Annotated in this window: 18 protein-coding genes; 10 read left to right on the forward strand and 8 right to left on the reverse strand. The window is 70.5% G+C overall.

Annotation, left to right across the window (positions count from 1 at the left end):
- Positions 1-34 precede the first annotated feature (34 nt).
- Positions 35-2,092, reverse strand: coding sequence for a serine/threonine-protein kinase (locus A6A29_RS02820; protein WP_073718295.1), 2,058 nt, complete (start codon positions 2,090-2,092; stop codon positions 35-37).
- A gap of 120 nt (positions 2,093-2,212) precedes the next feature.
- On the opposite strand from A6A29_RS02820, the gene A6A29_RS02825 reads away from it, so the two are divergent.
- The gene (locus A6A29_RS02825) at positions 2,213-2,917 is read left to right on the forward strand and encodes a serine hydrolase (protein WP_079182545.1); all 705 of its coding nucleotides are present in this window, start codon (positions 2,213-2,215) and stop codon (positions 2,915-2,917) included.
- Here the strand turns inward: A6A29_RS02825 and A6A29_RS02830 are convergent.
- Entirely contained in the window at positions 2,812-4,521 is a 1,710-nt protein-coding gene (locus A6A29_RS02830; RefSeq protein ID WP_073718297.1) for a glycerol-3-phosphate dehydrogenase/oxidase, read from the reverse strand. The two genes, A6A29_RS02825 and A6A29_RS02830, sit on opposite strands and share 106 nt — an antisense overlap.
- A 249-nt stretch (positions 4,522-4,770) precedes the next feature.
- Here A6A29_RS02830 and A6A29_RS02835 point away from each other — a divergent pair, with 249 nt between their 5' ends.
- Together A6A29_RS02835 and A6A29_RS02840 are read left to right on the forward strand one after the other, a co-directional pair.
- Entirely contained in the window at positions 4,771-6,033 is a 1,263-nt protein-coding gene (locus A6A29_RS02835) for a nucleotide sugar dehydrogenase (protein ID WP_073718298.1), read from the forward strand.
- Between the two features lie 140 nt (positions 6,034-6,173).
- The gene (locus A6A29_RS02840) at positions 6,174-6,794 is read left to right on the forward strand and encodes a hypothetical protein (RefSeq protein WP_073718299.1); all 621 of its coding nucleotides are present in this window, start codon (positions 6,174-6,176) and stop codon (positions 6,792-6,794) included.
- A 142-nt stretch (positions 6,795-6,936) separates the two neighbouring features.
- Here the strand turns inward: A6A29_RS02840 and A6A29_RS02845 are convergent, their stop codons facing one another.
- From A6A29_RS02845 to A6A29_RS02860, 4 genes are all read right to left on the reverse strand, one after another.
- Complete coding sequence (locus A6A29_RS02845) at positions 6,937-8,061, reverse strand: GuaB3 family IMP dehydrogenase-related protein (RefSeq protein WP_003966886.1); 1,125 nt, start codon at positions 8,059-8,061, stop codon at positions 6,937-6,939.
- A gap of 105 nt (positions 8,062-8,166) precedes the next feature.
- A complete protein-coding gene (guaB, locus tag A6A29_RS02850; RefSeq protein ID WP_073718300.1) occupies positions 8,167-9,669 on the reverse strand; it encodes an IMP dehydrogenase in 1,503 nt (500 codons plus the stop codon).
- Positions 9,670-9,889: 220 nt separating this feature from the next.
- Positions 9,890-10,465: a sigma-70 family RNA polymerase sigma factor gene (locus A6A29_RS02855; RefSeq protein WP_073718301.1), complete on the reverse strand. Its 576-nt coding sequence runs from the start codon at positions 10,463-10,465 to the stop codon at positions 9,890-9,892.
- Positions 10,466-10,753: 288 nt separating this feature from the next.
- On the reverse strand, positions 10,754-11,365 hold the full coding sequence (locus tag A6A29_RS02860) for a response regulator transcription factor (protein WP_003948568.1): 612 nt from the start codon (positions 11,363-11,365) through the stop codon (positions 10,754-10,756).
- Positions 11,366-11,786: 421 nt separating this feature from the next.
- Here A6A29_RS02860 and A6A29_RS02865 point away from each other — a divergent pair, with 421 nt between their 5' ends.
- Positions 11,787-12,119 (forward strand): WhiB family transcriptional regulator, encoded by a 333-nt coding sequence (locus A6A29_RS02865; protein WP_073718302.1) that lies wholly within the window; start codon positions 11,787-11,789, stop codon positions 12,117-12,119.
- A gap of 108 nt (positions 12,120-12,227) precedes the next feature.
- Here A6A29_RS02865 and A6A29_RS02870 read toward each other — a convergent pair whose 3' ends face one another.
- Complete coding sequence (locus tag A6A29_RS02870; protein WP_073718303.1) at positions 12,228-13,118, reverse strand: LysR family transcriptional regulator; 891 nt, start codon at positions 13,116-13,118, stop codon at positions 12,228-12,230.
- A 105-nt stretch (positions 13,119-13,223) separates the two neighbouring features.
- Between A6A29_RS02870 and A6A29_RS02875 the strand changes: the two genes are divergently transcribed.
- Positions 13,224-13,916 (forward strand): MOSC domain-containing protein, encoded by a 693-nt coding sequence (locus tag A6A29_RS02875; RefSeq protein ID WP_073718964.1) that lies wholly within the window; start codon positions 13,224-13,226, stop codon positions 13,914-13,916.
- Positions 13,917-14,014: 98 nt separating this feature from the next.
- Positions 14,015-14,788, forward strand: coding sequence for an SDR family NAD(P)-dependent oxidoreductase (locus tag A6A29_RS02880; RefSeq protein WP_073718304.1), 774 nt, complete (start codon positions 14,015-14,017; stop codon positions 14,786-14,788).
- A gap of 86 nt (positions 14,789-14,874) precedes the next feature.
- On the opposite strand, the gene A6A29_RS02885 is transcribed toward A6A29_RS02880, so the two are convergent.
- Positions 14,875-16,413, reverse strand: a complete 1,539-nt coding sequence (locus tag A6A29_RS02885; protein ID WP_158074360.1) for a right-handed parallel beta-helix repeat-containing protein — start codon at positions 16,411-16,413, stop codon at positions 14,875-14,877.
- A 276-nt stretch (positions 16,414-16,689) separates the two neighbouring features.
- Between A6A29_RS02885 and A6A29_RS02890 the strand changes: the two genes are divergently transcribed.
- The 4 genes from A6A29_RS02890 to A6A29_RS02905 all read left to right on the forward strand — a co-directional run bounded on the left by A6A29_RS02890 (position 16,690) and on the right by A6A29_RS02905 (position 21,038).
- Positions 16,690-17,820, forward strand: a complete 1,131-nt coding sequence (locus A6A29_RS02890; RefSeq protein WP_073718305.1) for a substrate-binding domain-containing protein — start codon at positions 16,690-16,692, stop codon at positions 17,818-17,820.
- 145 nt (positions 17,821-17,965) lie between these two features.
- Positions 17,966-19,294 carry an ABC transporter substrate-binding protein gene (locus tag A6A29_RS02895; RefSeq protein WP_073718306.1) on the forward strand — a complete coding sequence of 443 codons (1,329 nt, stop codon included), beginning with the start codon at positions 17,966-17,968 and terminating at the stop codon, positions 19,292-19,294.
- Positions 19,294-20,187, forward strand: coding sequence for a carbohydrate ABC transporter permease (locus A6A29_RS02900; protein WP_073718307.1), 894 nt, complete (start codon positions 19,294-19,296; stop codon positions 20,185-20,187). The genes A6A29_RS02895 and A6A29_RS02900 overlap by 1 nt, the downstream gene beginning before the upstream one ends.
- Complete coding sequence (locus A6A29_RS02905) at positions 20,184-21,038, forward strand: carbohydrate ABC transporter permease (RefSeq protein WP_073718308.1); 855 nt, start codon at positions 20,184-20,186, stop codon at positions 21,036-21,038. Before A6A29_RS02900 ends, A6A29_RS02905 begins: the two co-directional genes overlap by 4 nt.
- Positions 21,039-21,057: the final 19 nt, after the last annotated feature.

Genomic DNA, 21,057 nt, shown 5'->3' on the forward strand with positions numbered 1-21,057 from the left:
GCGGCCGGGTCGCGGCAACCCGGCCGTCCGACGGTCAGTCCGTGGGCTTGAACGTGGCGAACGCCGTCTCGCGCAGCGTCCGGCACTCCGTGCCGTCCCACTCGCTCGCCTTGCAGCTGACCATGATCGAGTAGCCGCGCTTGGCGTCGACCTTGAAGCCGCGGTTCAGCACCCGGACCCGGATGCCCTTCTGGTCGCGCTCGAAACTCCAGTCGGCCACGGTCGGGTAGCCGTTGAAGTCGACCTTCTTGATGCCGAGGTGCTTGTAGCCGTTGCTGAGGGCTTTGGTACCCGCCACGGCCCCCGCCCATGCCGCGGCCGCGTCGTCCCTCGGCGATCCGTTGAAGTCGACCTGGACGCGCGGGAAACCGCCGTCGGCGTTGTAGATCCCGCCGGAATTCTGCCCCGCTATGGCATCGCGCTCGAAGTCCTCGGGCATCGCCATGTCGAAGTGGAACCGCTTGTCGGTGACCTTCTCGTACCCGGCGGGCAGCGCGTCGGCCGGGGGCGGCGCGTCCGTCTTCGGGTCCTTGGCCGCCGGGTCCCCGGACGGCTGCTCGGAAGGCTTGCCGTCGCTCTGGCCCTGGCCCTCCTTCTGGCCGTCCCCCTTGCCCTCACCGGAACCGCCCGCCGAGACGGACGTGTCGCCCTTGCCCGAACCGCCGTTCCGGCTGTCCTTGTCGTCGCCCCCGGAGAGGGCGATCGCGAGCACCGTGCCGAGGATGGCGAGCGCCACGACGGCCGCGATGATCACGAGCGTACGGCGGGGCACCACGTCCGTGAGGGACGCGCGGACGGCGGGGGCGGCCGACGGGGCCGGGGGGCGCTGCGGCGGTACCGCTGCCGCGGTGACCGGCGCCTTCGGGGGCTTCGCGGGGGCCGCGGGGGCGGGCGTGGGGGCCGCGGCGGGCGATGCCGCGGAAGCCGTCGCGGGGCTCCGGGGGCGGGTCCCGGGCTTCGTCGACGGTTCGGCCGGGGTGGCCGCACCGGCCGGCCCGGACGCCGAGGCGGTGGCGGCAGCGGCTCCCGCTCCCGCCGCGAGGCCCGGCGTCGGCTTCGCGTTCCGCACGGAGCGCAGGGCTCCGCGCAGCCGGTCGCGGGCGCCCTCGCCGGACTCACCGGACCTGGCGGCCGGCTTGGGCACCTTCGGCGGCTTCCTGGTGGCGCTCCCGGCGTCGACGTCCACCGGCAGCGCCATGACCTGGGTGGAGTCGGCCGGCGGGGGCACCGGGAGGTCCGGAGCGTTGATCACGGCGTTGAGCAGGGCCCGTGCCCCGGCGTCGTCCAGCCGCTGGTCGGGGTCCCTGGCAAGCAGGCCGTAGATGACCTTCTCCAGCAGCGGGCCCGCATTCTTGGGCGGGTCGACCGGTTCGGTCATCACCGCCGTGAGGGTCGCGATCGCCGATCCCTTGTCGTACGGCGGGCAGCCCTCGACGCTCGCGTACAGCAGTCCGCCGAGCGACCACAGGTCGGCGGGCGGCCCCGGCTTGTGGCCGCGGGCCCGCTCCGGCGAGATGTACGAGGGGGCGCCGACGAGCATGCCGGTCGAGGTGACCGACGGGTCCCCCTCGACCTGGGCGATGCCGAAGTCGGTGAGTACGACGCGGCCGTCCTCGGAGATCAGCACGTTGGACGGCTTCACATCGCGGTGCAGGATGCCCTCGCGGTGCGCCGAGCGCAGCACGTCGAGGATGGCGAGCCCGACCTCCGCGGCGCGCCTGGGTGTCAGCGTCCCGTCCTCGCGGATCGCCTCGGCGAGCGACTTGCCCTCGATCAGTTCCATGACGATCCACGGCCGGTCGTCCTCGTCGACCACGTCGTAGACGGTCACCGCGCCGTTGTTGCGGATCCGTGCGATCGCCTTCGCCTCACGCAGGGTGCGCGTGATCAGACGGCGCTTCTCCTCGTCGTCGATGGCCGACGGGAAGCGCAGTTCCTTGACCGCGACCGTGCGGCCCAGCGTCTCGTCGGCAGCGCGGTGGACCGTGCCCATGCCGCCCCGGCCGAGCACCTCCCCGAGCCGGTAACGCCCCGCGAGAAGACGACCTTCCTTGTCCCCTTGGGGCTCCCGTGCCTGCTCCGCCTCCGACATGCGTCCCCTCTGCGATCAACCCGCCCTGGCAGAGCGTTCATTGTCCCTCACCCCGGGACCGGTCCTGGTGCCGGGTCCGTGGTCCGCCATGATGTGGCCGGAGGAAAGGGATCCCCCGTCATGCCGATACGCAGGGCATTGTCCGCCGCCCTGCCGGTGTTTTCTCCGCTCGTCCTGGGAACGGCGAGCCTGCCCAGCGAACCACACCTCACGCCCGCAGCCTCCTACCCGCCCCGCCTCGTCGTCCAGGACGGGGCCCCGGCGGCGCCCCTGCCGGCCCGGAATTCCTCCTCCCCGCACCCCGTGCACTCCTCGGCCGGACCCGGGCGTCCGACCCGGAGTCGGGCCCGACGCCCGACCCGGAGTCGGGCCCGACGCCCGACCCGGAGTCGACCCGGAGTCCGACCCGACGCCCGACCCGACGCCCGACCCGACGCCCGGTTCCGGGCGGGCAGCATCACCAGGACGTTCGTCGCGCCGGTGGTCCTCCAACTCGTCCGGGAGGGCGGGCTGAAGCCGCCGGTCCCGGTCGACCGGTATCCGCCCGGTCCGATACGCGGCCACGGCAACGACGGGCGTCGCATCACCCGCTCCCTGCTCACCCACACCGGCGAGCTCCGGAACCGGCCCTGCTGGAAGCGGAGTTCCGCCGCGGCCGACCCCGCTCCCCGCACCGGCCCTTCCCCGGCGGAGGCCGCGCCGCCCCTCGCTGATTCAGGTCACTCGATCGGCACGATGTCCGGAGCGCCGAGCCGTGCCGCGTCCGCCGTCAGGTCGTCCGGCTGCCGCTGCGACTCCCGCTCCGCCTCCACCCGCTTCTCGTAGTGCTCGACCTCCCGCTCGATCCGCCCCTCGTCCCAGCCCAGCACCGGCGCCATCAGCTCCGCGCACTCCCGCGCGGAGCGGGTGCCCCGGTCGAAGGTCTCGATGGAGATCCGGGTGCGCCGGGTCAGTACGTCGTCGAGATGTCCGGCCCCCTCGTGCGAGGCGGCGTAGACGATCTCGGCCCGCAGATAGTCGTCCGCGGCGGCCAGCGGTTCACCCAGTGAGGGGTCTGCCGCGATCAGCTCCAGAAGCTCCTCGACCATTGAGCCGTACCGGTTCAGCAGATGCTCCACCCGGGCGACATGGATGCCGGTCCGGGCCGCGATCCTGGCGCGGGCGTTCCACAGGGCCCGGTAGCCCTCGGCGCCCAGCAGCGGGATGTCCTCGGTGACACAGGCCGCGACCCGCTGGTCGAGGCCGTGCACCGCCTCGTCCACGGCGTCCTTCGCCATCACCCGGTACGTCGTGTACTTGCCGCCCGCGACGACCACGAGTCCGGGGACCGGGTGCGCCACCGTGTGCTCGCGCGAGAGCTTGCTGGTCGCGTCGGACTCACCGGCCAGCAACGGCCGCAGCCCGGCGTAGACACCCTGGACGTCGTCCCTGGTCAGCGGGGTGGAGAGCACCGAGTTGACGTGTTCGAGCAGATAGTCGATGTCGGCGCTGGACGCCGCCGGGTGGGCCTTGTCGAGGTCCCAGTCGGTGTCCGTCGTCCCGATGATCCAGTGGCGGCCCCACGGGATCACGAACAGCACGGACTTCTCGGTGCGCAGGATCAGCCCGGTCGAGGAGTGGATGCGGTCCTTGGGGACGACCAGGTGGATGCCCTTCGACGCCCGGACGTGGAACTGCCCGCGCTCGCCGATCAGCGCCTGGGTGTCGTCCGTCCACACCCCGGTCGCGTTGACCACCTGTTTGGCCCGGACCTCGTACTCCCCGCCCCCTTCGACATCCTGCACCCGAGCCCCGACGACCCGCTCGCCCTCCCGCAGGAAGCCGATCACCCGGGCCCGGTTCGCCACATGGGCGCCGTATCCGGCGGCGGTGCGCACCAGGGCCGCCACATAGCGGGCGTCGTCCATCTGCGCGTCGTAGTACTGCAGGGCTCCGACCAGGGCGTCCCGCTTCAGCGCGGGCGCGACCCGCAGGGCGTGCCGGCGGGAGAGGTGGCGGTGCACCGGCAGCCCGCGGCCATGGCCCGACGAGATGGACATCGCGTCGTACAGCGCGACGCCGGAGCCCGCGTAGAGCCGCTCCCAGCCCTTGTGCTGCAACGGGTAGAGGAAGGGCACCGGCTTCACCAGGTGCGGGGCGAGCCGCTCCAGAAGCAGTCCGCGCTCCTTCAGTGCCTCGCGCACGAGCGCGAAGTCGAGCATCTCCAGATAGCGCAGCCCGCCGTGGATCAGTTTGCTCGACCGGCTCGATGTGCCGGATGCCCAGTCACGGGCCTCGACCAGCCCCGTCGAGAGCCCTCTGGTCACGGCGTCCAGCGCCGTCCCGGCGCCGACCACGCCCGCCCCCACGACCAGCACGTCCAGTTCGCGCTCGGCCATCGCGGCGAGCGCCGTGGCGCGCTCCGCGGGTCCCAGTGTCGCTGTCCTCACTGCTGCCTCCCGGTAGATCGGGGTGGTCGGGCGCGGAGGTGCCGCCCGGCCGGGGAGGCCGGGGCGTCCGCGCCCACCTCTCGATTCTGTCCGCGGTCGGCGACTTCAGCCACCGCCTGTGGACAACACCCCCGCGACTGGAGCCACACAATGCGACATATAGGTCATATTTACGCCTAGTCTGACATTGCGCTGTCCCCAGCGGTTGCGCTTTCTGTCTTCTTGGTCTTAGGGAAGGACGGCCTCGACATGCCCGCAGACCTCGCCGTCATCGGACTCGGTCACCTCGGCCTGCCCCTCGCCCAGGCCGCCGTCGCCGCCGGCATCGACACCGTCGGTTACGACACCGACCCACGCCCCTGCACGGAACTCGCCGCGGGCCGCACCCCCGTCGAGGGCTCCCTCACCGCCTCCGACATCCGCCGGATGCTCTCCGGGGGCTTCCGCCCCACCACCAGCGCGGCCGAACTGGGCCGGGTCCGTACCGCCGTGATCTGCTCCCCGACCCCGCTCGGCGCCGACCGCACCCTCGACCTCACCGCCCTCGGCGACGCGGCCCGCGCACTGGCCGCCCGGCTGCGCCCGCACACCACCGTCCTGCTGGAATCGGCCGTCCCCCCGGGCACCACCGAGAACTTCCTGCTCCCGCTCCTCGAAGAGGGCTCGGGCCTGCGCGCCGGACGCGACTTCCACCTCGCCTGCTCCCCCAGCCGGCTCGACCCCGGCAACCGCACCCACGTCTACGCCAACACCCCCAAGGTCATCGGCGGGCTCACCCCCGCGTGCACCGAGTCGGCCGCCGCCTTCTACGGCCGGCTCACCGACAAGGTCGTCCGGGCCCGCGGCCCGCGCGAGGCCGAGATGACGAAGGTCCTGGAGACCAACTTCCGGCACGTCAACATCGCCCTCGTCAACGAGATGGCGGTGCTCTGCCACGACCTCGGCGTCGATCTGTGGGACGTCATCCGGTGCGCCGAGACCAAGCCCTTCGGCTTCCAGCCCTTCCGCCCCGGCCCCGGCGTCGGCGGCCACGGCTCCCCGGTCGATCCCGGCTACCTCCCGTACAGCACGCGCACCCCCGGCCACCCGTTGCGCATGGTCTCGCTGGCCCAGGAGATCAACGACCGGATGCCGAGCTATGTGATCCAGCGCTGCGCGACCCTGCTGAACGAACACGGCAAGTCCGTACGCGGCGCCCGGGTGCTGCTCCTCGGCGTCACCTACAAGCCGGACAGCGCCGACCAGGAGGCGTCCCCCGCCCGCGAGATCGCGACCCGGCTGATGGACATGGGTGCGCAGATCGGCTACCACGACCCGCACGTCCTGGACTGGCGGGTACGTGAACTCCCCGTCCCGCGCGCCGACTCGCTGTACGAGGCCGCCGCCAGCGCCGACCTGACCCTGCTGCTCCAGCAGCACCGCACGTACGACCTCCAGGGCCTCGCGGTGAAGGCCCAACTCCTCCTGGACACCCGGGGCGCCACTCCGGCCGGAGCCGCGCACCGGCTCTGAAACGGTCCCCCGACGGACACCGAACCCCTTCCAGGCCAGCCGCCCCAACGATTTCGGTGGGCGTTGTCGGAACCTGCTGCTAGCCTGCGGCGTCACATCTCGCACAGTCGTGCGGATACGTCCCCAGGGGGAGAACCACCGTGAGCCAGCCCGTGCCGCCGCCCAACCAGCCCCAGCAGCCTTACGGCGGCCAGCCCGCCGACGGGAACCCGTACGCGAGCCAGCCGCAGCCCGGCCAGCCCGGCGCCCCGACCGGCAACCCGTACGGCCAGCAGCCGGCCGCCCCCACCGGCAACCCCTTCGCGGGCCAGCAGCCCGCCCAGTTCGGCGGCGGCGCCCCCTTCGCCCCGGCACCCCCGGCGCGCAACAACATCGGGCTCGGTGTGCTCGCCGCGCTGGGCGCCGCGATCCTCGCGGGCATCCTGTACGGCGTGATCGCGGGCTCCATCGAGCGCGAGGTCGGTTACGCCGCGGTCGGCGTCGGCTTCCTCGTCGGCTTCGCGGCGAGCAAGGTCGGCGGGAGCAACCCGGCCGTCATCGGCGCGGCGGCCCTCTTCTCCCTCGGCGGCGTCTACCTCGGCCAGCTCGTCGGCATGTCGATGATCATGGCGGACGTGGCGGGCATGTCGTTCTCCGAGGTCTTCTTCGACCACTTCGACGTGGTGACGAAGCTCTGGAAGGAAGAGTCCGACTTCATGACCTACCTCTTCCTCGCGCTCGGCCCGATCGCCGCGATCGGTGGCGCCAAGAAGGCCGGCTGACACCCGCCGCTCACCCGGACGGACCGGCGGCGCGGCACCGCGCCCCGGACGACGTCACACGGCATGCGGCATACGGAAGGGCCCGGACCACCTCACGGTGGTCCGGGCCCTTCCTCGCGTACGCCTGAAGGCGTGTCCGACGTCAGCGGCGGTGCTGCGAGTCCGCCACCGTCACCTCGACGCGCTGGAACTCCTTGAGGTCGCTGTAGCCCGTGGTGGCCATTGCACGGCGCAGTGCGCCGAAGATGTTCATCGAGCCGTCGGGGGTGTGCGAAGGCCCGGTGAGGACCTCCTCCGTCGTCCCGACCGAGCCCAGGTCCACCAGCTTGCCGCGCGGCACGTCCTCGTGGACCGCCTCCATGCCCCAGTGCCGGCCACGCCCCGGGGCGTCCGTCGCACGGGCCAGCGGGGAGCCCATCATCACGGCGTCCGCACCGCAGGCGATGGCCTTCGGCAGGTCGCCGGACCAGCCGACGCCGCCGTCCGCGATGACGTGCACGTACCGGCCACCGGACTCGTCCATGTAGTCACGGCGGGCCCCGGCCACATCGGCGACCGCGGTCGCCATCGGGACCTGGATGCCGAAGACGTTGCGCGTGGTGTGCGCGGCGCCGCCACCGAAGCCGACGAGGACACCGGCCGCGCCGGTACGCATCAGGTGCAGGGCAGCGGTGTACGTGGCGCAGCCGCCGACGATCACCGGGACGTCCAGCTCGTAGATGAACTGCTTCAGGTTGAGCGGCTCGGCCGCGCCCGAGACATGCTCGGCGGAGACCGTCGTACCGCGGATCACGAAGATGTCCACACCCGCGTCGACGACGGCCTTGGAGAACTGCGCGGTGCGCTGCGGCGAGAGCGCGGCGGCGGTGACGACCCCGGAGTCGCGCACCTCCTTGATGCGCTGCCCGATCAGCTCCTCCTGGATGGGAGCGGCGTAGATCTCCTGGAGCCTGCGGGTCGCGGACTCGACGGGCATCTCGGCGATCTCGTCGAGCAGCGGCTGCGGGTCGGCGTGCCGGGTCCACAGCCCTTCCAGGTTGAGAACGCCCAGGCCGCCGAGCTCGCCGATCCGGATGGCGTGCTGCGGAGAGACCACGGAGTCCATGGGTGCGGCCAGGAACGGCAGCTCGAAGCGGTAGGCGTCGATCTGCCAGGCGATCGAGACCTCCTTCGGGTCGCGCGTGCGGCGGCTCGGTACGACGGCGATGTCGTCGAATGCGTACGCCCGGCGGCCGCGCTTGCCGCGCCCGATCTCGATCTCAGTCACGATGATGTGGCCTTTCCCTCTACGTCTGCGCTGACCAGTATCCCCGACACACACGTGAGGGGCGGTCCCGGGAACACCGGTCCGCCCCTCACCTGCGGTGATGCGTTACTTCCTGCTGTAGTTCGGCGCTTCGACCGTCATCTGGATGTCGTGCGGGTGGCTCTCCTTGAGACCCGCCGAGGTGATCCGTACGAACCGGCCGTTGGCCTGGAGCTCCGGGACGGTGCGGCCGCCGACGTAGAACATCGACTGGCGCAGACCGCCGGTGAGCTGGTGGACGACCGCGGAGAGCGGACCCCGGTAGGGCACCTGACCCTCGATGCCTTCGGGGACCAGCTTCTCGTCGGAGGCGACACCCTCCTGGAAGTACCGGTCCTTGGAGAAGGACTTCCGGTCGCCACGGGTCTGCATCGCGGCCAGCGAACCCATGCCGCGGTACGACTTGAACTGCTTGCCGTTGATGAACAGCAGCTCGCCCGGGGACTCCTCGCAGCCCGCGAGCAGCGAGCCGAGCATCACGGTGTCCGCTCCGGCCACCAGGGCCTTGGCGATGTCACCGGAATACTGGAGGCCGCCGTCGCCGATCACCGGGACACCGGCCGCCTTGGCGGCGAGGGACGCCTCGTAGATCGCGGTGACCTGCGGGACGCCGATACCGGCGACCACGCGGGTGGTGCAGATGGAGCCGGGGCCGACGCCGACCTTGATGCCGTCCACACCGGCGTCGATCAGCGCCTGGGCGCCGTCACGGGTGGCGATGTTGCCGCCGATGACATCGACCGTCCCGTTCGACTTGATCTTGGCGACCATGTCGCCGACCAGCCGGGAGTGGCCGTGGGCGGTGTCGACGACGAGGAAGTCGACGCCCGCCTCGATGAGTGCCTGGGCGCGCTCGTAGGCGTCGCCCGCCACACCGACGGCCGCGCCGACGAGCAGCCGGCCTCCCTTGTCCTTGGCCGCGTTCGGGTACTTCTCGGCCTTGACGAAGTCCTTGACGGTGATGAGGCCCTTGAGGACACCCGACTCGTCGACCAGCGGCAGCTTCTCGATCTTGTGGCGGCGCAGCAGCTCCATGGCGTCCACGCCGGAGATGCCGACCTTGCCCGTGACCAGCGGCATCGGCGTCATGACCTCGCGCACCTGGCGCGTGCGGTCGGGCTCGAAGGCCATGTCACGGTTGGTGACGATGCCGAGGAGCTTGCCCGCCGGGTCGGTGACCGGGACACCGCTGATGCGGAACTTGGCGCACAGGTCGTTGGCCTCGCTGAGCGTGGCATCGGGGTGCACCGTGATCGGGTCGGTGACCATGCCGGACTCGGAGCGCTTGACCAGGTCGACCTGGTTGGCCTGGTCGGCGATGGAGAGGTTGCGGTGCAGTACGCCCGCACCACCCTGCCGGGCCATGGCGATCGCCATGCGTGCTTCGGTGACCTTGTCCATCGCTGCGGAGAGCAGCGGGATGTTCACCCGCACGTTCTTCGAGATGTACGAGGAGGTATCGATCTGATCGGGCGCCATGTCGGACGCGCCGGGCAGCAGCAGCACGTCGTCGTATGTCAGCCCGAGCGTCGCGAATTTCTCGGGCACTCCGTCGACGTTTGCAGTCATGACACCTTCCCCAAATGGCCTTGATCGGTGCGGATGTCCATGCTAACGGGCTCCACGGGCGTCTCATTCCACGATCAAGATCAGTAAGAACTTTTGTCAGTTCCTACGACACATTCTCCGGCGTCGCGACACGCTTTCCGGCACCGTGACACGTCCACCGATCCTGATCCCGATCCCGGTCGCGATCCTGCTCCTGATCTCGGTCGCGGTCCCTGTGGCCCTACTGCTCGGCGAGAGCCCGCAGTCTGCTCAGCGCGCGGTGCTGGGCGACCCGGACCGCGCCCGGCGACATCCCGAGCATCTGTCCGGTCTCCTCGGCGGTCAGCCCGACCGCGACCCGCAGGACCAGCAGTTCGCGCTGATTCTCCGGGAGGTTGGCGAGGAGCTTCTTCGCCCAGGCGGCATCGCTGCTGAGCAGCGCACGCTCCTCGGGGCCGAGCGAATCGTCGGGCCGCTCCGGCATCTCGTCGGAGGGGACGGCCGTCAATCCCGGGTGCCGCATGGCGGCGCGCTGGAGGTCGGCGACCTTGTGCCCCGCGATGGCGAAGACGAAGGCTTCGAAGGGTCTGCCGGTGTCCTTGTAGCGCGGCAGCGCCATCAGCACCGCGACGCAGACCTCCTGCGCGAGGTCCTCCACGAAGTGGCGAGCATCACCGGGCAGCCGGTTCAGCCGGGACCTGCAATAGCGCAGGGCGAGGGGGTGGACATGGGCCAGCAGATCGTGGGTGGCCTGCGCGTCGCCGTCGACGGCACGGTGCACCAGAGCACCGATCACCGTTGTCTCGTCGTCGCGCATCGGACCATGGTGCCTTGGTGCCGCCTGGTCCGCTCCACCGCGTCCTGAGTTGTGCACCGAAGCGTTATGAGCGGGTGCGCCGGATGTCATGTCCTGCGCCCTCCCCTTCCGCTCGTCCGAATCGTTCCTGAGGAACTCCACGACTCAAGGATGCGTCATCGGCCGGGAAGCGTCACACAGCGCTGGTACGGAGGGTCCGGCGACGGGCTCATGGCCCTCGCCGGTCCCGTCACCCCGTCCGCCGGTGTGCGGACGGGGACGGCCTCGGCCACCGGGGACGGCCCGCCCTCAGCGGACCAGACCCCAACGGAAGCCGAGCGCCACGGCATGGGCACGGTCCGAGGCGCCGAGCTTCTTGAACAGCCGCCTGGCGTGCGTCTTCACCGTGTCCTCGGAGAGGAAGAGCTCGCGCCCGATCTCCGCGTTGGAGCGGCCGTGGCTCATGCCTTCGAGCACCTGGATCTCCCGCGCGGTGAGCGTCGGGGCCGCACCCATCTCGGCGGACCGCAGCCGACGCGGGGCGAGCCGCCACGTCGGATCGGCCAGCGCCTGGGTCACGGTGGCCCGCAGCTCCGCGCGCGAGGCGTCCTTGTGCAGATAGCCGCGGGCACCGGCGGCGACCGCGAGCGCGACCCCGTCCAGGTCCTCGGCGACGGTCAGCATGATGATCCGGGCCCCGGGATCCGCGGAGAGCAGCCGCCGGACCGTCTCCACACCCCCCAGACCGGGCATGCGTACGTCCATCAGAATCAGATCCGAACGATCGGCTCCCCAGCGGCGGAGGACTTCCTCGCCGTTGGCCGCCGTCGTCACGCGCTCGACGCCGGGCACAGTGGCCACCGCGCGACGGAGCGCTTCTCGGGCAAGCGGGGAGTCGTCGCAGACGAGGACGGATGTCATGACCGTCCTCCGCAGCTGATGCGCGTCACCTTGAGCCTCCAGGCTGATACAAGTCGTCACCTGTGCGGTTGACCCCCTCGGACATGTGCCCGAGCTCGATCTCCGTCAACCGCCTCCGCACTCTCAACGATGGTCACTCGAAAGAGTTACGGGTCGGACCCTCGGGTTCGGCACTCTACGTGAAGGGCCGGACACGGAGGAGAGCGGCGCGATTGATCCAGCCGTCAACCTCATCTTCACCTGAAGGCGTGCCCTATTTGGCGGGTTTTCTTCCCTTTTGCTGGTGTCTGTGGCTAGATTCGCAATCAGTCATATTTACATCTACTAAGACCGTAGATGTACGGTCGGAACTCCGGCCACCGAAGATCCGGACGGTCGAGGATGCCGTTTCCGACACAGCACGGTTTCGAGGGGACAAGCAATGGCAGATTTCTCCCGCCTTCCCGGACCCAACGCAGACCTGTGGGACTGGCAGCTGCTGGCCGCGTGCCGGGGGGTCGACAGCTCACTGTTCTTCCACCCGGAAGGTGAGCGCGGGGCGGCTCGGAGCGCTCGCGAGACCTCGGCGAAAGAGGTGTGCATGCGCTGCCCGGTACGGGCCGAGTGCGCGGCACACGCGCTGGCGGTACGGGAGCCCTACGGAGTGTGGGGCGGCCTGACCGAGGACGAGCGCGAAGAGCTGATGGGCCGGGCACGCAACCGGCTGATCGCGGCGACCCCGTCGGGCGTCGCCTCCGGACCGGGACACGCCTGACACCCGAGCCCGCCCCACTGAAGCAGAAACGTTTCTCCGGACGCCGCCCGCCCGGAGCGGTCGCTCGGCGCCCGGCGGTTCGGCGCGCGCTGCTCCGCGTACGGCGGTTCAGCGCGCGGCCGCCAGGGACAGCTGGTCCAGGGTGGCCGCCACCGCCGGCACCCGCGCCAGGTCCGGCAGGGTCAGTGCCACGATCTCGCGCTCGATGGCCGGTTCCACCGTGATGGTGCGGGCCCCCTTGGGGCGTACCGACTCGATCGCCAGCTCCGGCAGGACCGCCACGCCCAGACCCGCGCCCACCAGGCCGATCACCGCCGGGTAGTCGTCGGTGGCGAAGTCGATCCGCGGGGTGAAGCCGGACTCCTCGCAGACCTCCACCAGCTGACGGCGGCAGCGCGGGCAGCCGGCGATCCACGGCTCCTCGGCCAGTTCGCCGATGCCCACGCTCTCCGCGCCGGCCAGCCGGTGCCCGTCCGGAACCAGGCCGATCAGCCGGTCGGTGAGCAGGGGGCGCACGACCAGGTCGTCCCACTCGCCGCCGGAGGTCCCGTACCGGAAGGCGAGGGCGATGTCGCAGTCGCCGTCGCGCAGCATCTCCACCGAACGGGGCGGTTCGGCCTCGACCAGGGAGACCCGGGTGCCGGGGTGCTCGGCGCGCAGCGCGGCGAGGGCGCCGGGGACCAGGGTGGAGCTGCCGCTGGGGAACGAGACGAGCCGTACCCGGCCCGCCCGCAGCCCGGCGATCGCGGCGACCTCCTCCTCGGCCGCGGTCAGCCCGGCCAGGATTCCGGAGGCGTGCCGCACCAGTGCCTCACCCGCCTGGGTGAGGCGCATCTCGCGGCCCGTACGGATCAGCAGCGGGGTGCCGGCGGAGGACTCCAGGGCCTTCATCTGCTGGCTGACGGCGGGCTGTGTGCAGCCCAGCTCGCGGGCGGCGGCGGAGAACGAGCCGGTGGTGGCCACGGCGCGCAGGACACGGAGATGGCGGGCTTCGATCACTCCCCCACCATAAGCGAATCTTGTAGCAGCGGCGAATTAATGATTGGTTGCTTTGGGGAGTGGTTGGCCAAGGGCTGTCACGGGACAGCCCTTAGCGTGTACGGCATGAAGCTGCTGACCGTAAATGTGGGCCGTCCCCGGGCCTCCGCGCACTCCGAAGGCGTCACCGGGATCGACAAACGGCCTGTCGAGGGGCCGATACGGGTCACCGATCCCGGCCCCAAGCACATCGGCGGCAGCGGGGTCGCCGGGGACGCGGTGTGCGATCTGCGGCACCACGGCGGCAGCGACCAGGCGGTGTACGCCTTCGCCCGCGAGGAACTGGATGCCTGGGAGCGGGCGCTGGGCGGCCGGACGCTGGCCAACGGGGCGTTCGGCGAGAACCTGACGACCCTGGGCGTCGACGTGAGCGGCGCGAAGATCGGGGAGCGCTGGCGGATCGGCTCCGGCCTGCTGCTGGAGGTGACCTCGGGCCGCATCCCGTGCCGGACGTTCGCGGGTCACCTCGGTGAGAAGGGGTGGGTCAAGCGGTTCACCGAGGCTGCTGCCCCGGGCGCGTACCTGCGGGTGATCGAACCGGGCACCATCCGGGCGGGTGATCCGGTCGAGATCGTGCACCGCCCGGACCACGAGGTCACGGTGGCTCTGCAGTTCAGGGCGGTGACGACCGAACGGGATCTGCTGCCGCACCTGTTGGCCGCCGGTGACGCGCTGCACCCCGAGGCGCTGCGCAAGGCGCGGGAGTACGCCCCGAAGGCCGAGGCCGACGGGAACACCGGACGGGCCACGACCGGCTAGGTCGTGCCGGGCGGCGGCCTGCCAGGTTGCGCCGGGCGGCGGCAGGGGCCGCCGGGCGGGTGATCCGGGGGTGCGTGAAGGGCACTAACGTGCCGCGTATGACGACTGCACTGATTACGGGCGCGACGGCGGGGATCGGGGCCGCCTTCGCGCGGCGGCTCGCGGGCGACGGGCACAACCTGGTGCTGGTGGCCCGCGACACCGAGCGACTGCGGGTCCAGGCCACCGAACTGCACGACCGGCACGGCATCGAGGCCGAGGTGCTGAGCGCCGATCTGTCCGAGGACACCGGAATCGCGGCCGTCGAGGCGCGGCTGGAGGATCACCGGCACCCGGTCGATCTGCTGGTCAACAACGCCGGGTTCGGCAGCAAGGGGCGCTATCTGGATGCGCCCATGTCCGATGAGCTGACGATGCTGAAGGTGCACTGCGAGGCCGTGCTGCGGCTGACGTCGGCCGCCGCGGCCGGGATGCGGGAGCGGGGCCGGGGCGGGGTGATCAATGTGGCCTCCGTCGCGGCGTTCCTGCCGCGCGGGACGTACGGGGCGTCGAAGGCGTGGGTCGTGCAGTTCACCCAGGGCGCGTCGAAGGACCTGGCCGAGTCCGGCGTACGGCTGATGGCGCTGTGTCCCGGTTTCGTGCGGACGGAGTTCCATGAGCGGGCCGGGATGGGGACGGGCAACATCCCGGGCTGGATGTGGCTGGACGCCGACAAGGTGGTGGCGTCGGCGCTCGCGGATCTGGCGCGCGGCAGGTCGGTGTCGATTCCGGACCCGCGCTACAAGGCGCTGATGGGGCTGGTCAAGGTCACGCCTCGCGGCCTGCTCGGAGGGGTCTCCTCCAGGACAGGCCGCAAGTACGGACCGCAGTGAGTGGACGGTTATGGGTGCCAGGGGTTCTCCGGGTGTTACCCCTGTTACGTGTGGTGCCCGCGGTGCGGGCTGGGGCGCGGGGCCCGTTACCTGATGCCGCGGCCCGCGTAGGCGCCGATGTTGGGGGCGCCGGGCTTCAGCCTGTTGCCGAAGTAGTCCTTGCCGCCGTTGTTCTCGATCACGGTTCCGGCGGCGAGGGCGGGCGAGCCCTTGCCCAGCCGGAAGTCGGGGCGCAGCTTCGGGTCGGCGGTGATGCCACCGGGGTTGGGGCGGGTCATGTCGATGCCGTAGAACGCGTTGTGGTCGAAGGAGAGACCGGCGGTCGGGTTCTTGAAGGCGTAGCCGCCGGTGCCCTCGCTCACGAAGACGTTGTTGCGGATGGACAGTTCGTGCTGCGTGGTGGCGGGGCTTCCGGCGTCGTCCTGGACGAGGTGACCGGGCACCGTCTCCGCGCTGTTGACGAAGGTGTTGTTGTAGATCCGGGTGTCGAGGATCGGGCCCCAGCAGTTCTGGATGAGGCGCGCGCCGTCGTTGCGGCTGACGTTGTAGCGGGCGACCGTGCCCATGGTCTTGGCTCCGCTGTAGGGGCAGACCAGCAGGAAGCCGCCCTTGTTGTCGTGGCTGTAGTTGTACTGGAAGACGGTGTTCCGCGAGGCGCCGTCGGCGTCGAAGGACATGCCGTCGTGGGTGTTTCCGCCGCCCGAGACCTCGTTGTACTCAATGGTCGTGTCGTCGGTGTTGAAGGTCCAGATGCCCGCGTTGGCGGAGGGCGAGCGGAGCTGGAAGCCGTCGATCCTGTTGTGGTCGACGCGGGCGCCGCTGGTGGTGTCCAGCTTCATGCCGTCGCCCGCCAGGGACTTCAGCGTGTTGTGGTGGATACGGACGCCGGTGCTGGGCGTCCACTCCCCCGGGTAGACGTTCGGGTCCTGCTGCTGGCCGACCAGATCGCGCTTGGAGAAGGTGGACTTGAAGTAGATGCCCTCGCGGTCGACGTTCTCGATCCGGTTGTAGCCGATGTCGAGACCGTCGTACCGGCTGGCCTTCGTCTTGCCCTCGACGGCGATGTGGATGGCGCTGGAGCCGGTGAGCGTCTTGAAGTCGCCGCCGCGCACGTCATGGATGTAGAGACCCGAGACGCTGAAGCCGCGGGCGGTGCCGTAGTCGGTGAGACGCAGGCGTACACCGTTGCGCTCGCTGCCGGGGTTGTCGGCGTTGGTGATCTCCAGGGCCTTGAGATGGACGTACTGCGTGTTGGAGAGCAGGACGACATCGTGGGCGCCCGCGCCGTCGAGCTTGGCGCGGGCGGACCCGTGGCCGTAGTCGGCGATGGTGAACGGGGCACGGGCGGAGCCGCCGCCCTGCGGGGCGAGGGTGCCGGTGCAGGAGGCACCGCGCCGGAAGAGCAGCCGGTCGCCGGGGCCGTAGGTCTGGGCGTTCGCCTCGTCGAGACCGGTCCAGGGCCGCGCCCTGCTGCCGTCGGCCGCTGTCGTACCGGGGGTGGCGGAGCAGTCGACGTGGTGGGTACGGCCGGTGGGCGCGGCCTGCGCGGTGCCCGTTCCCGCGGCGGTCAGCCCGGCGGCGGCGGTCAGGGCAGCGAGCGCGGCTGCGGTGACGCGGTGTCTCACAATTCCTCCGTACGAACAGTCAGGGGCGGTTCGGATCAACCGGTCGGCTCGGATCAGCCGGTCGGATCGGCCGGTCGGTGGGATCGGCCGGATGGCCCGGATCGCTCGATCGGTCGGCATCGCCGGAATCCTGGACGCCGATTGATCGAACGTCAATGGATTGCGTTTGAATGATCGAAACTGCCATCGTTCGATCACGCTGGACTAGGGTCGGGACAGGGCTCCGGGAGCGGCCGGACCGGAGACCGGGTCACACATTGCGAGGGGACTGCTGCCGTGCGCGAAAGTGCTGCTGAACGCCATGACCGACTGCTGGAGCTGGTACGCGAACGGGGCTCGGCCCGGGTCTCGGACCTCGCCTCCCAGCTGGGGGTCTCCCCCGTCACGATCCGCCGGGACGTCGAGGATCTGGCGGTCCGGGGCCTGCTCGACCGGGTGCACGGTTCCGTGTCCTGGCCGCGGGACGCCGTAGCGCCGCCCGGCGCCGCCACCGGTCCGGGCGCCACCGGTCCCGGCAGCGCGGGCGCGGGCAGCGGCCTGGTCCTCGGCATGCTCGCGCCCTCCGCGACGTACTACTTCGCCGAGGTGATCCGCGGGGCGCACGAGGCGGCCGCGCGGGCCGGGGCCCGGCTGATCCTGCGGATCTCCGACTACCGGCCCGAGGAGGACCACGCCCGCACCGAGGGCCTGCTCGCGGCGGGCGCCGAGGGGATGCTGGTCGCGCCCGGCTGGCGGCGGCCCGGCGACCCGGCGGCGTTCGGCGACTGGATCACCTCGCTGCCCGTGCCCACCGTGCTCCTGGAACGGCAGCCCGCGGCCGGCTCCCCGCTCGACGCCCTGGACCGGGTCTGCTCGGACCATGGCCACGGGGTGCTGCTGGCCGTGCGCCACCTGGTGGACCTGGGCCACGGGGCGCCGCTGCTGATGGCCCGCGCCGACTCCCCGACGGCGGTGGCCGTGCGGTCCGGGTACGAGGAGGCGCTGCGCATCCTGGGACTGCGCGCCCCGCAGGACGTGATCGATTCCGTACCGGCGGAGCTGGCGCCGGAGGGCTTCGAGGACGCGGTACTGGCACTGCGCGACGCGGTCCGTTCGGGGGTGGCCACGGCGGCGCTGATCCACAACGACGTGGACGCGATCCAGGTGGTGCAGCGACTGGCCGAGCTGGGCGTACGGGTGCCGGACGACCTGGCGCTGATCGCGTACGACGACGAGGTGGCGGCGCTCGCCGACACCCCGCTCACGGCGGTCGCCCCGCCCAAGCGCGAGGTGGGAAGGCACGCCACGGAGCTGCTGGTGGAGCGGCTGACGCGGGCCCGCGGCGCGGGTGGTGCCGCACCGCGCCGGCATCTGACGCTGCTCCCCGAACTGCGGGTCAGGTCCTCCTGCGGGCACCCGCTGAGGTAGGCCGCCGGGACCCTCCGCGACCACTTCCGTTCGTAACTTATTTGATCTTTTTTCGATCAATCAATCTTTCGCTCTTGACTTCGGTCACGGCTGGTTCAAGGATCACGGCCAACGCCAATGTCGTCGCCTGTTCAGGAGCCACGCTGTGAGCCGCAGTCGGAGCAGAACGTCCCATGTCATAGTCGGCGCCGCCACCGCCCTCGCCGTTCTCACGGCCTGCGGCGGCAGCGGTGACGACTCCGCAGCCCCCGGAAGCGACGGAAAGCCCGTCAGCGTCACCTTCTGGGGCTGGACCAAGGGATCCAAGGAGGTCGTTGACGCGTTCAACGCCTCGCACAAGAACATCAAGGTCGTCTACGAGGAGATCCCCTCCGGCAACGCGGGCGGCTACGCCAAGATCTCCAACGCGGTGAAGGCGGGCAACGCCCCCGACCTGGTCAGCATCGAGTACCCGCAGCTGCCCGAGTTCGTCAGCCAGGGCGCGCTCCAGGACATCAGCTCGTACGTCACCGACGACGTCAAGAAGAAGCTGCTGCCGCAGGCGGTGGAGCTGACCACGCTGGGCGGCAAGAACTGGGCCGTTCCGTTCGACGCCTCGCCGCAGGCGTTCTACTACCGCCAGGACCTGTTCAAGAAGTACGGCGTCGAGGTCCCCACCACGTGGGACGACTTCCGCAAGGCGGCCGAGAAGGTCAAGAAGGCCGACAAGAAGGCCCGCATCGGCACCTTCTTCCCGGACGACCCGACCACCTTCCAGGCGATGGCCTGGCAGGCCGGGGCCCAGTGGTACAAGGCCGAGGGCGACACCTGGAAGGTCTCCACCAAGGACGCGGCCACCACCAAGGTCGCCGACTACTGGCAGGGACTGCTCGACGACGACCTGATCCGGGCCAACGCCTCCTTCAGCCCGGAGTGGACCAACTCCCTCAAGAACGGCGGCACCGTCGGCTACCTCGGCGCCGCCTGGGGCGCGGGCGTCCTGAAGGGCACGCTGCCCGAGCAGAGCGGCAAGTGGGCGGTCGCCCCGATGCCCAGCTGGGACGGCAAGCCGGCCAGCGGCATGCTCGGCGGCTCCACCTTCGCGGTGTCCAAGAACAGCAAGAAGGCGAAGGCCGCCGTCGAGTTCGCGACCTGGATGTCCACCACCGAGGACGGCATCAAGGCCCGTATCGAATCCGGCACGTCGAGCGCCTTCCCGGCCGCGGCCGGGCTGCGGCCCGTCGCGAAGAAGTCGTTCGACGCGAGCTTCTACGGCGGCACGGACATCTACCAGGTGTTCGAGGGCGCCGCGACGTCCATCGGCCAGAACTGGGCCTGGGGCCCGACGACCGGCACGTCCAACACCGTGATCAAGGACCAGTTCGGCAAGGTCGCCAGCGGCGGTTCGACGATCGCCGAAGCCGTGCGGGCGGGCCATGACGCCACCGTCGCCGAGCTCAAGAAGCGCGGCCTGAAGGTCGAGGACGCCGGCTGATGAAGCGCGCCCGGACAACCAGAGCCGCCGCCGTCCTGCTGGGGCCCTTCTTCGTACTGTTCACCTTGGCCATGCTCGTGCCGATCGGATACGCGGTCTGGCTCAGCCTGTTCACCGAGAAGCAGTCCGGACTGGGCTTCGGCGGCACCGAGACCGTCTTCAGCGGCCTCGACAACTACACGGCGGCGCTGGGCGACCGGGCCTTCCGCGAGGGCTTCGGCGTCCTGCTCGGATACTGCCTGTTCTACATTCCGCTGCTGCTCATCGGGGCCCTCGCCCTCGCCCTGCTGCTGGACTCCACACTGGCCCGCGCCCGCCGGTTCTTCCAGCTCGCGCTCTTCCTGCCGCACGCCGTGCCCGGCATCATCGCCGCGCTGATCTGGGTCTACCTCTACACACCCCAGCTCAGCCCGGTCGTCAGCGCCATGGAGTCCGGGGGGATCGGCTTCGACTTCTTCTCCCCCGAAGGCGCTCTCCCCTCCATCGTGAACATCGCGCTGTGGGAATGGCTCGGCTACAACATGGTGATCTTCTACGCCGCGCTCCAGGCCATCGACCGGTCCGTACTCGAAGCGGCCACGGTCGACGGTGCGGGTGCCTGGCGGATCGCCCTGTCCATCAAGGTCCCGCTGATCCGCGCCTCCGTGGCGATGGTCGCGCTGTTCACGATCATCGGCTCGCTCCAGCTGTTCACCGAACCGCTGATCCTCAACAAGGGAACGGGCTCCGCCGTCTCCTCCACCTGGACGCCGAACATGTACGCGTACACCGCGGCCTTCGAGCGCAACGACTACGGGCTCGCCGCGGCCGCCTCCATCCTGCTGGCCCTCACCGCCGCGCTGCTCTCCTTCGTCGTCACCCGCTTCACCGGCCGGAAGGGCAAGAAGGCATGAACTCATCGACTCGCCCCAGCCGTTGGATGTCCAAGACGGCGGTCAACGGCTTCCTGCTCCTCGCGGTCGTCTACATGCTCTTCCCCCTCGTCTGGCTGGTCACCGCCGCCACGAAGGACACCGGCGGCCTGCTCGCGGGCAACGCCTTCTCCTTCGACGGCTTCAACCTCGGCGAGAACCTGTCGAACCTCGCCTCCTACGGCGACGGCATCTACTTCCGCTGGTACCTCAACAGCCTCCTGTACGCCGGTGGCGGCGCGATCGTCTGCTCGCTGATCTGTGTCGCCGCGGGCTACGCCTTCGACAAGTACGAATTCCGGGGCAAGGAGAAGCTGTTCGGCCTGGTCCTGATGGGCGTGCTGGTGCCCACCACCGCGCTGGCCCTGCCGATGTATCTCCTGGCGTCCGAGATCGGGCTGGTCAACACCTACTGGTCGGTGCTGATCCCGGTGCTGGTCAACCCGTTCGGTGTGTATCTCGCGCGGGTGTTCTGCACCGGCTACATCCCGAACGAGGCACTGGAGGCCGCCCGGATCGACGGGGCGGGAGAGCTGCGCGCGTTCTGGTCGATCGGTCTGCCCATGGTCATGCCGGGCTTCGTGACGGTCTTCCTCTTCCAGTTCACCGCGATCTGGAACAACTTCTTCCTCCCCCTGGTGATGCTGTCGGACCGCAAGCTCTTCCCGTTGAGCCTCGGTCTGTACTCCTGGAACACCAACACCCACGGCGAGCCGAGCTTCTACCCGCTCGTCGTCACCGGCTCCCTCCTCGCCGTCATCCCCCTGATCGTCGCCTTCGTCTCGCTGCAACGGCACTGGAAGGCGGGCCTGACCGCCGGAAGCGTCAAGTGACCGTCGGACCGCCCGCGCG

Source organism: Streptomyces sp. TSRI0281, from assembly GCF_001905125.1.
Taxonomy (GTDB): domain Bacteria; phylum Actinomycetota; class Actinomycetes; order Streptomycetales; family Streptomycetaceae; genus Streptomyces.

What these genes read in the sequence shown, in the direction of transcription:
- A6A29_RS02820 (WP_073718295.1), bottom strand. Translation starts at nt 2,092, where the DNA reads ATGTCGGAGGCGGAGCAGGCACGGGAGCCCCAAGGGGACAAGGAAGGT.
- A6A29_RS02825 (WP_079182545.1), top strand. Translation starts at nt 2,213, where the DNA reads ATGCCGATACGCAGGGCATTGTCCGCCGCCCTGCCGGTGTTTTCTCCG.
- A6A29_RS02835 (WP_073718298.1), top strand. Translation starts at nt 4,771, where the DNA reads ATGCCCGCAGACCTCGCCGTCATCGGACTCGGTCACCTCGGCCTGCCC.
- guaB (WP_073718300.1), bottom strand. Translation starts at nt 9,669, where the DNA reads ATGACTGCAAACGTCGACGGAGTGCCCGAGAAATTCGCGACGCTCGGG.
- A6A29_RS02855 (WP_073718301.1), bottom strand. Translation starts at nt 10,465, where the DNA reads ATGCGCGACGACGAGACAACGGTGATCGGTGCTCTGGTGCACCGTGCC.
- A6A29_RS02860 (WP_003948568.1), bottom strand. Translation starts at nt 11,365, where the DNA reads ATGACATCCGTCCTCGTCTGCGACGACTCCCCGCTTGCCCGAGAAGCG.
- A6A29_RS02865 (WP_073718302.1), top strand. Translation starts at nt 11,787, where the DNA reads ATGGCAGATTTCTCCCGCCTTCCCGGACCCAACGCAGACCTGTGGGAC.
- A6A29_RS02875 (WP_073718964.1), top strand. Translation starts at nt 13,224, where the DNA reads ATGAAGCTGCTGACCGTAAATGTGGGCCGTCCCCGGGCCTCCGCGCAC.
- A6A29_RS02880 (WP_073718304.1), top strand. Translation starts at nt 14,015, where the DNA reads ATGACGACTGCACTGATTACGGGCGCGACGGCGGGGATCGGGGCCGCC.
- A6A29_RS02900 (WP_073718307.1), top strand. Translation starts at nt 19,294, where the DNA reads ATGAAGCGCGCCCGGACAACCAGAGCCGCCGCCGTCCTGCTGGGGCCC.
- A6A29_RS02905 (WP_073718308.1), top strand. Translation starts at nt 20,184, where the DNA reads ATGAACTCATCGACTCGCCCCAGCCGTTGGATGTCCAAGACGGCGGTC.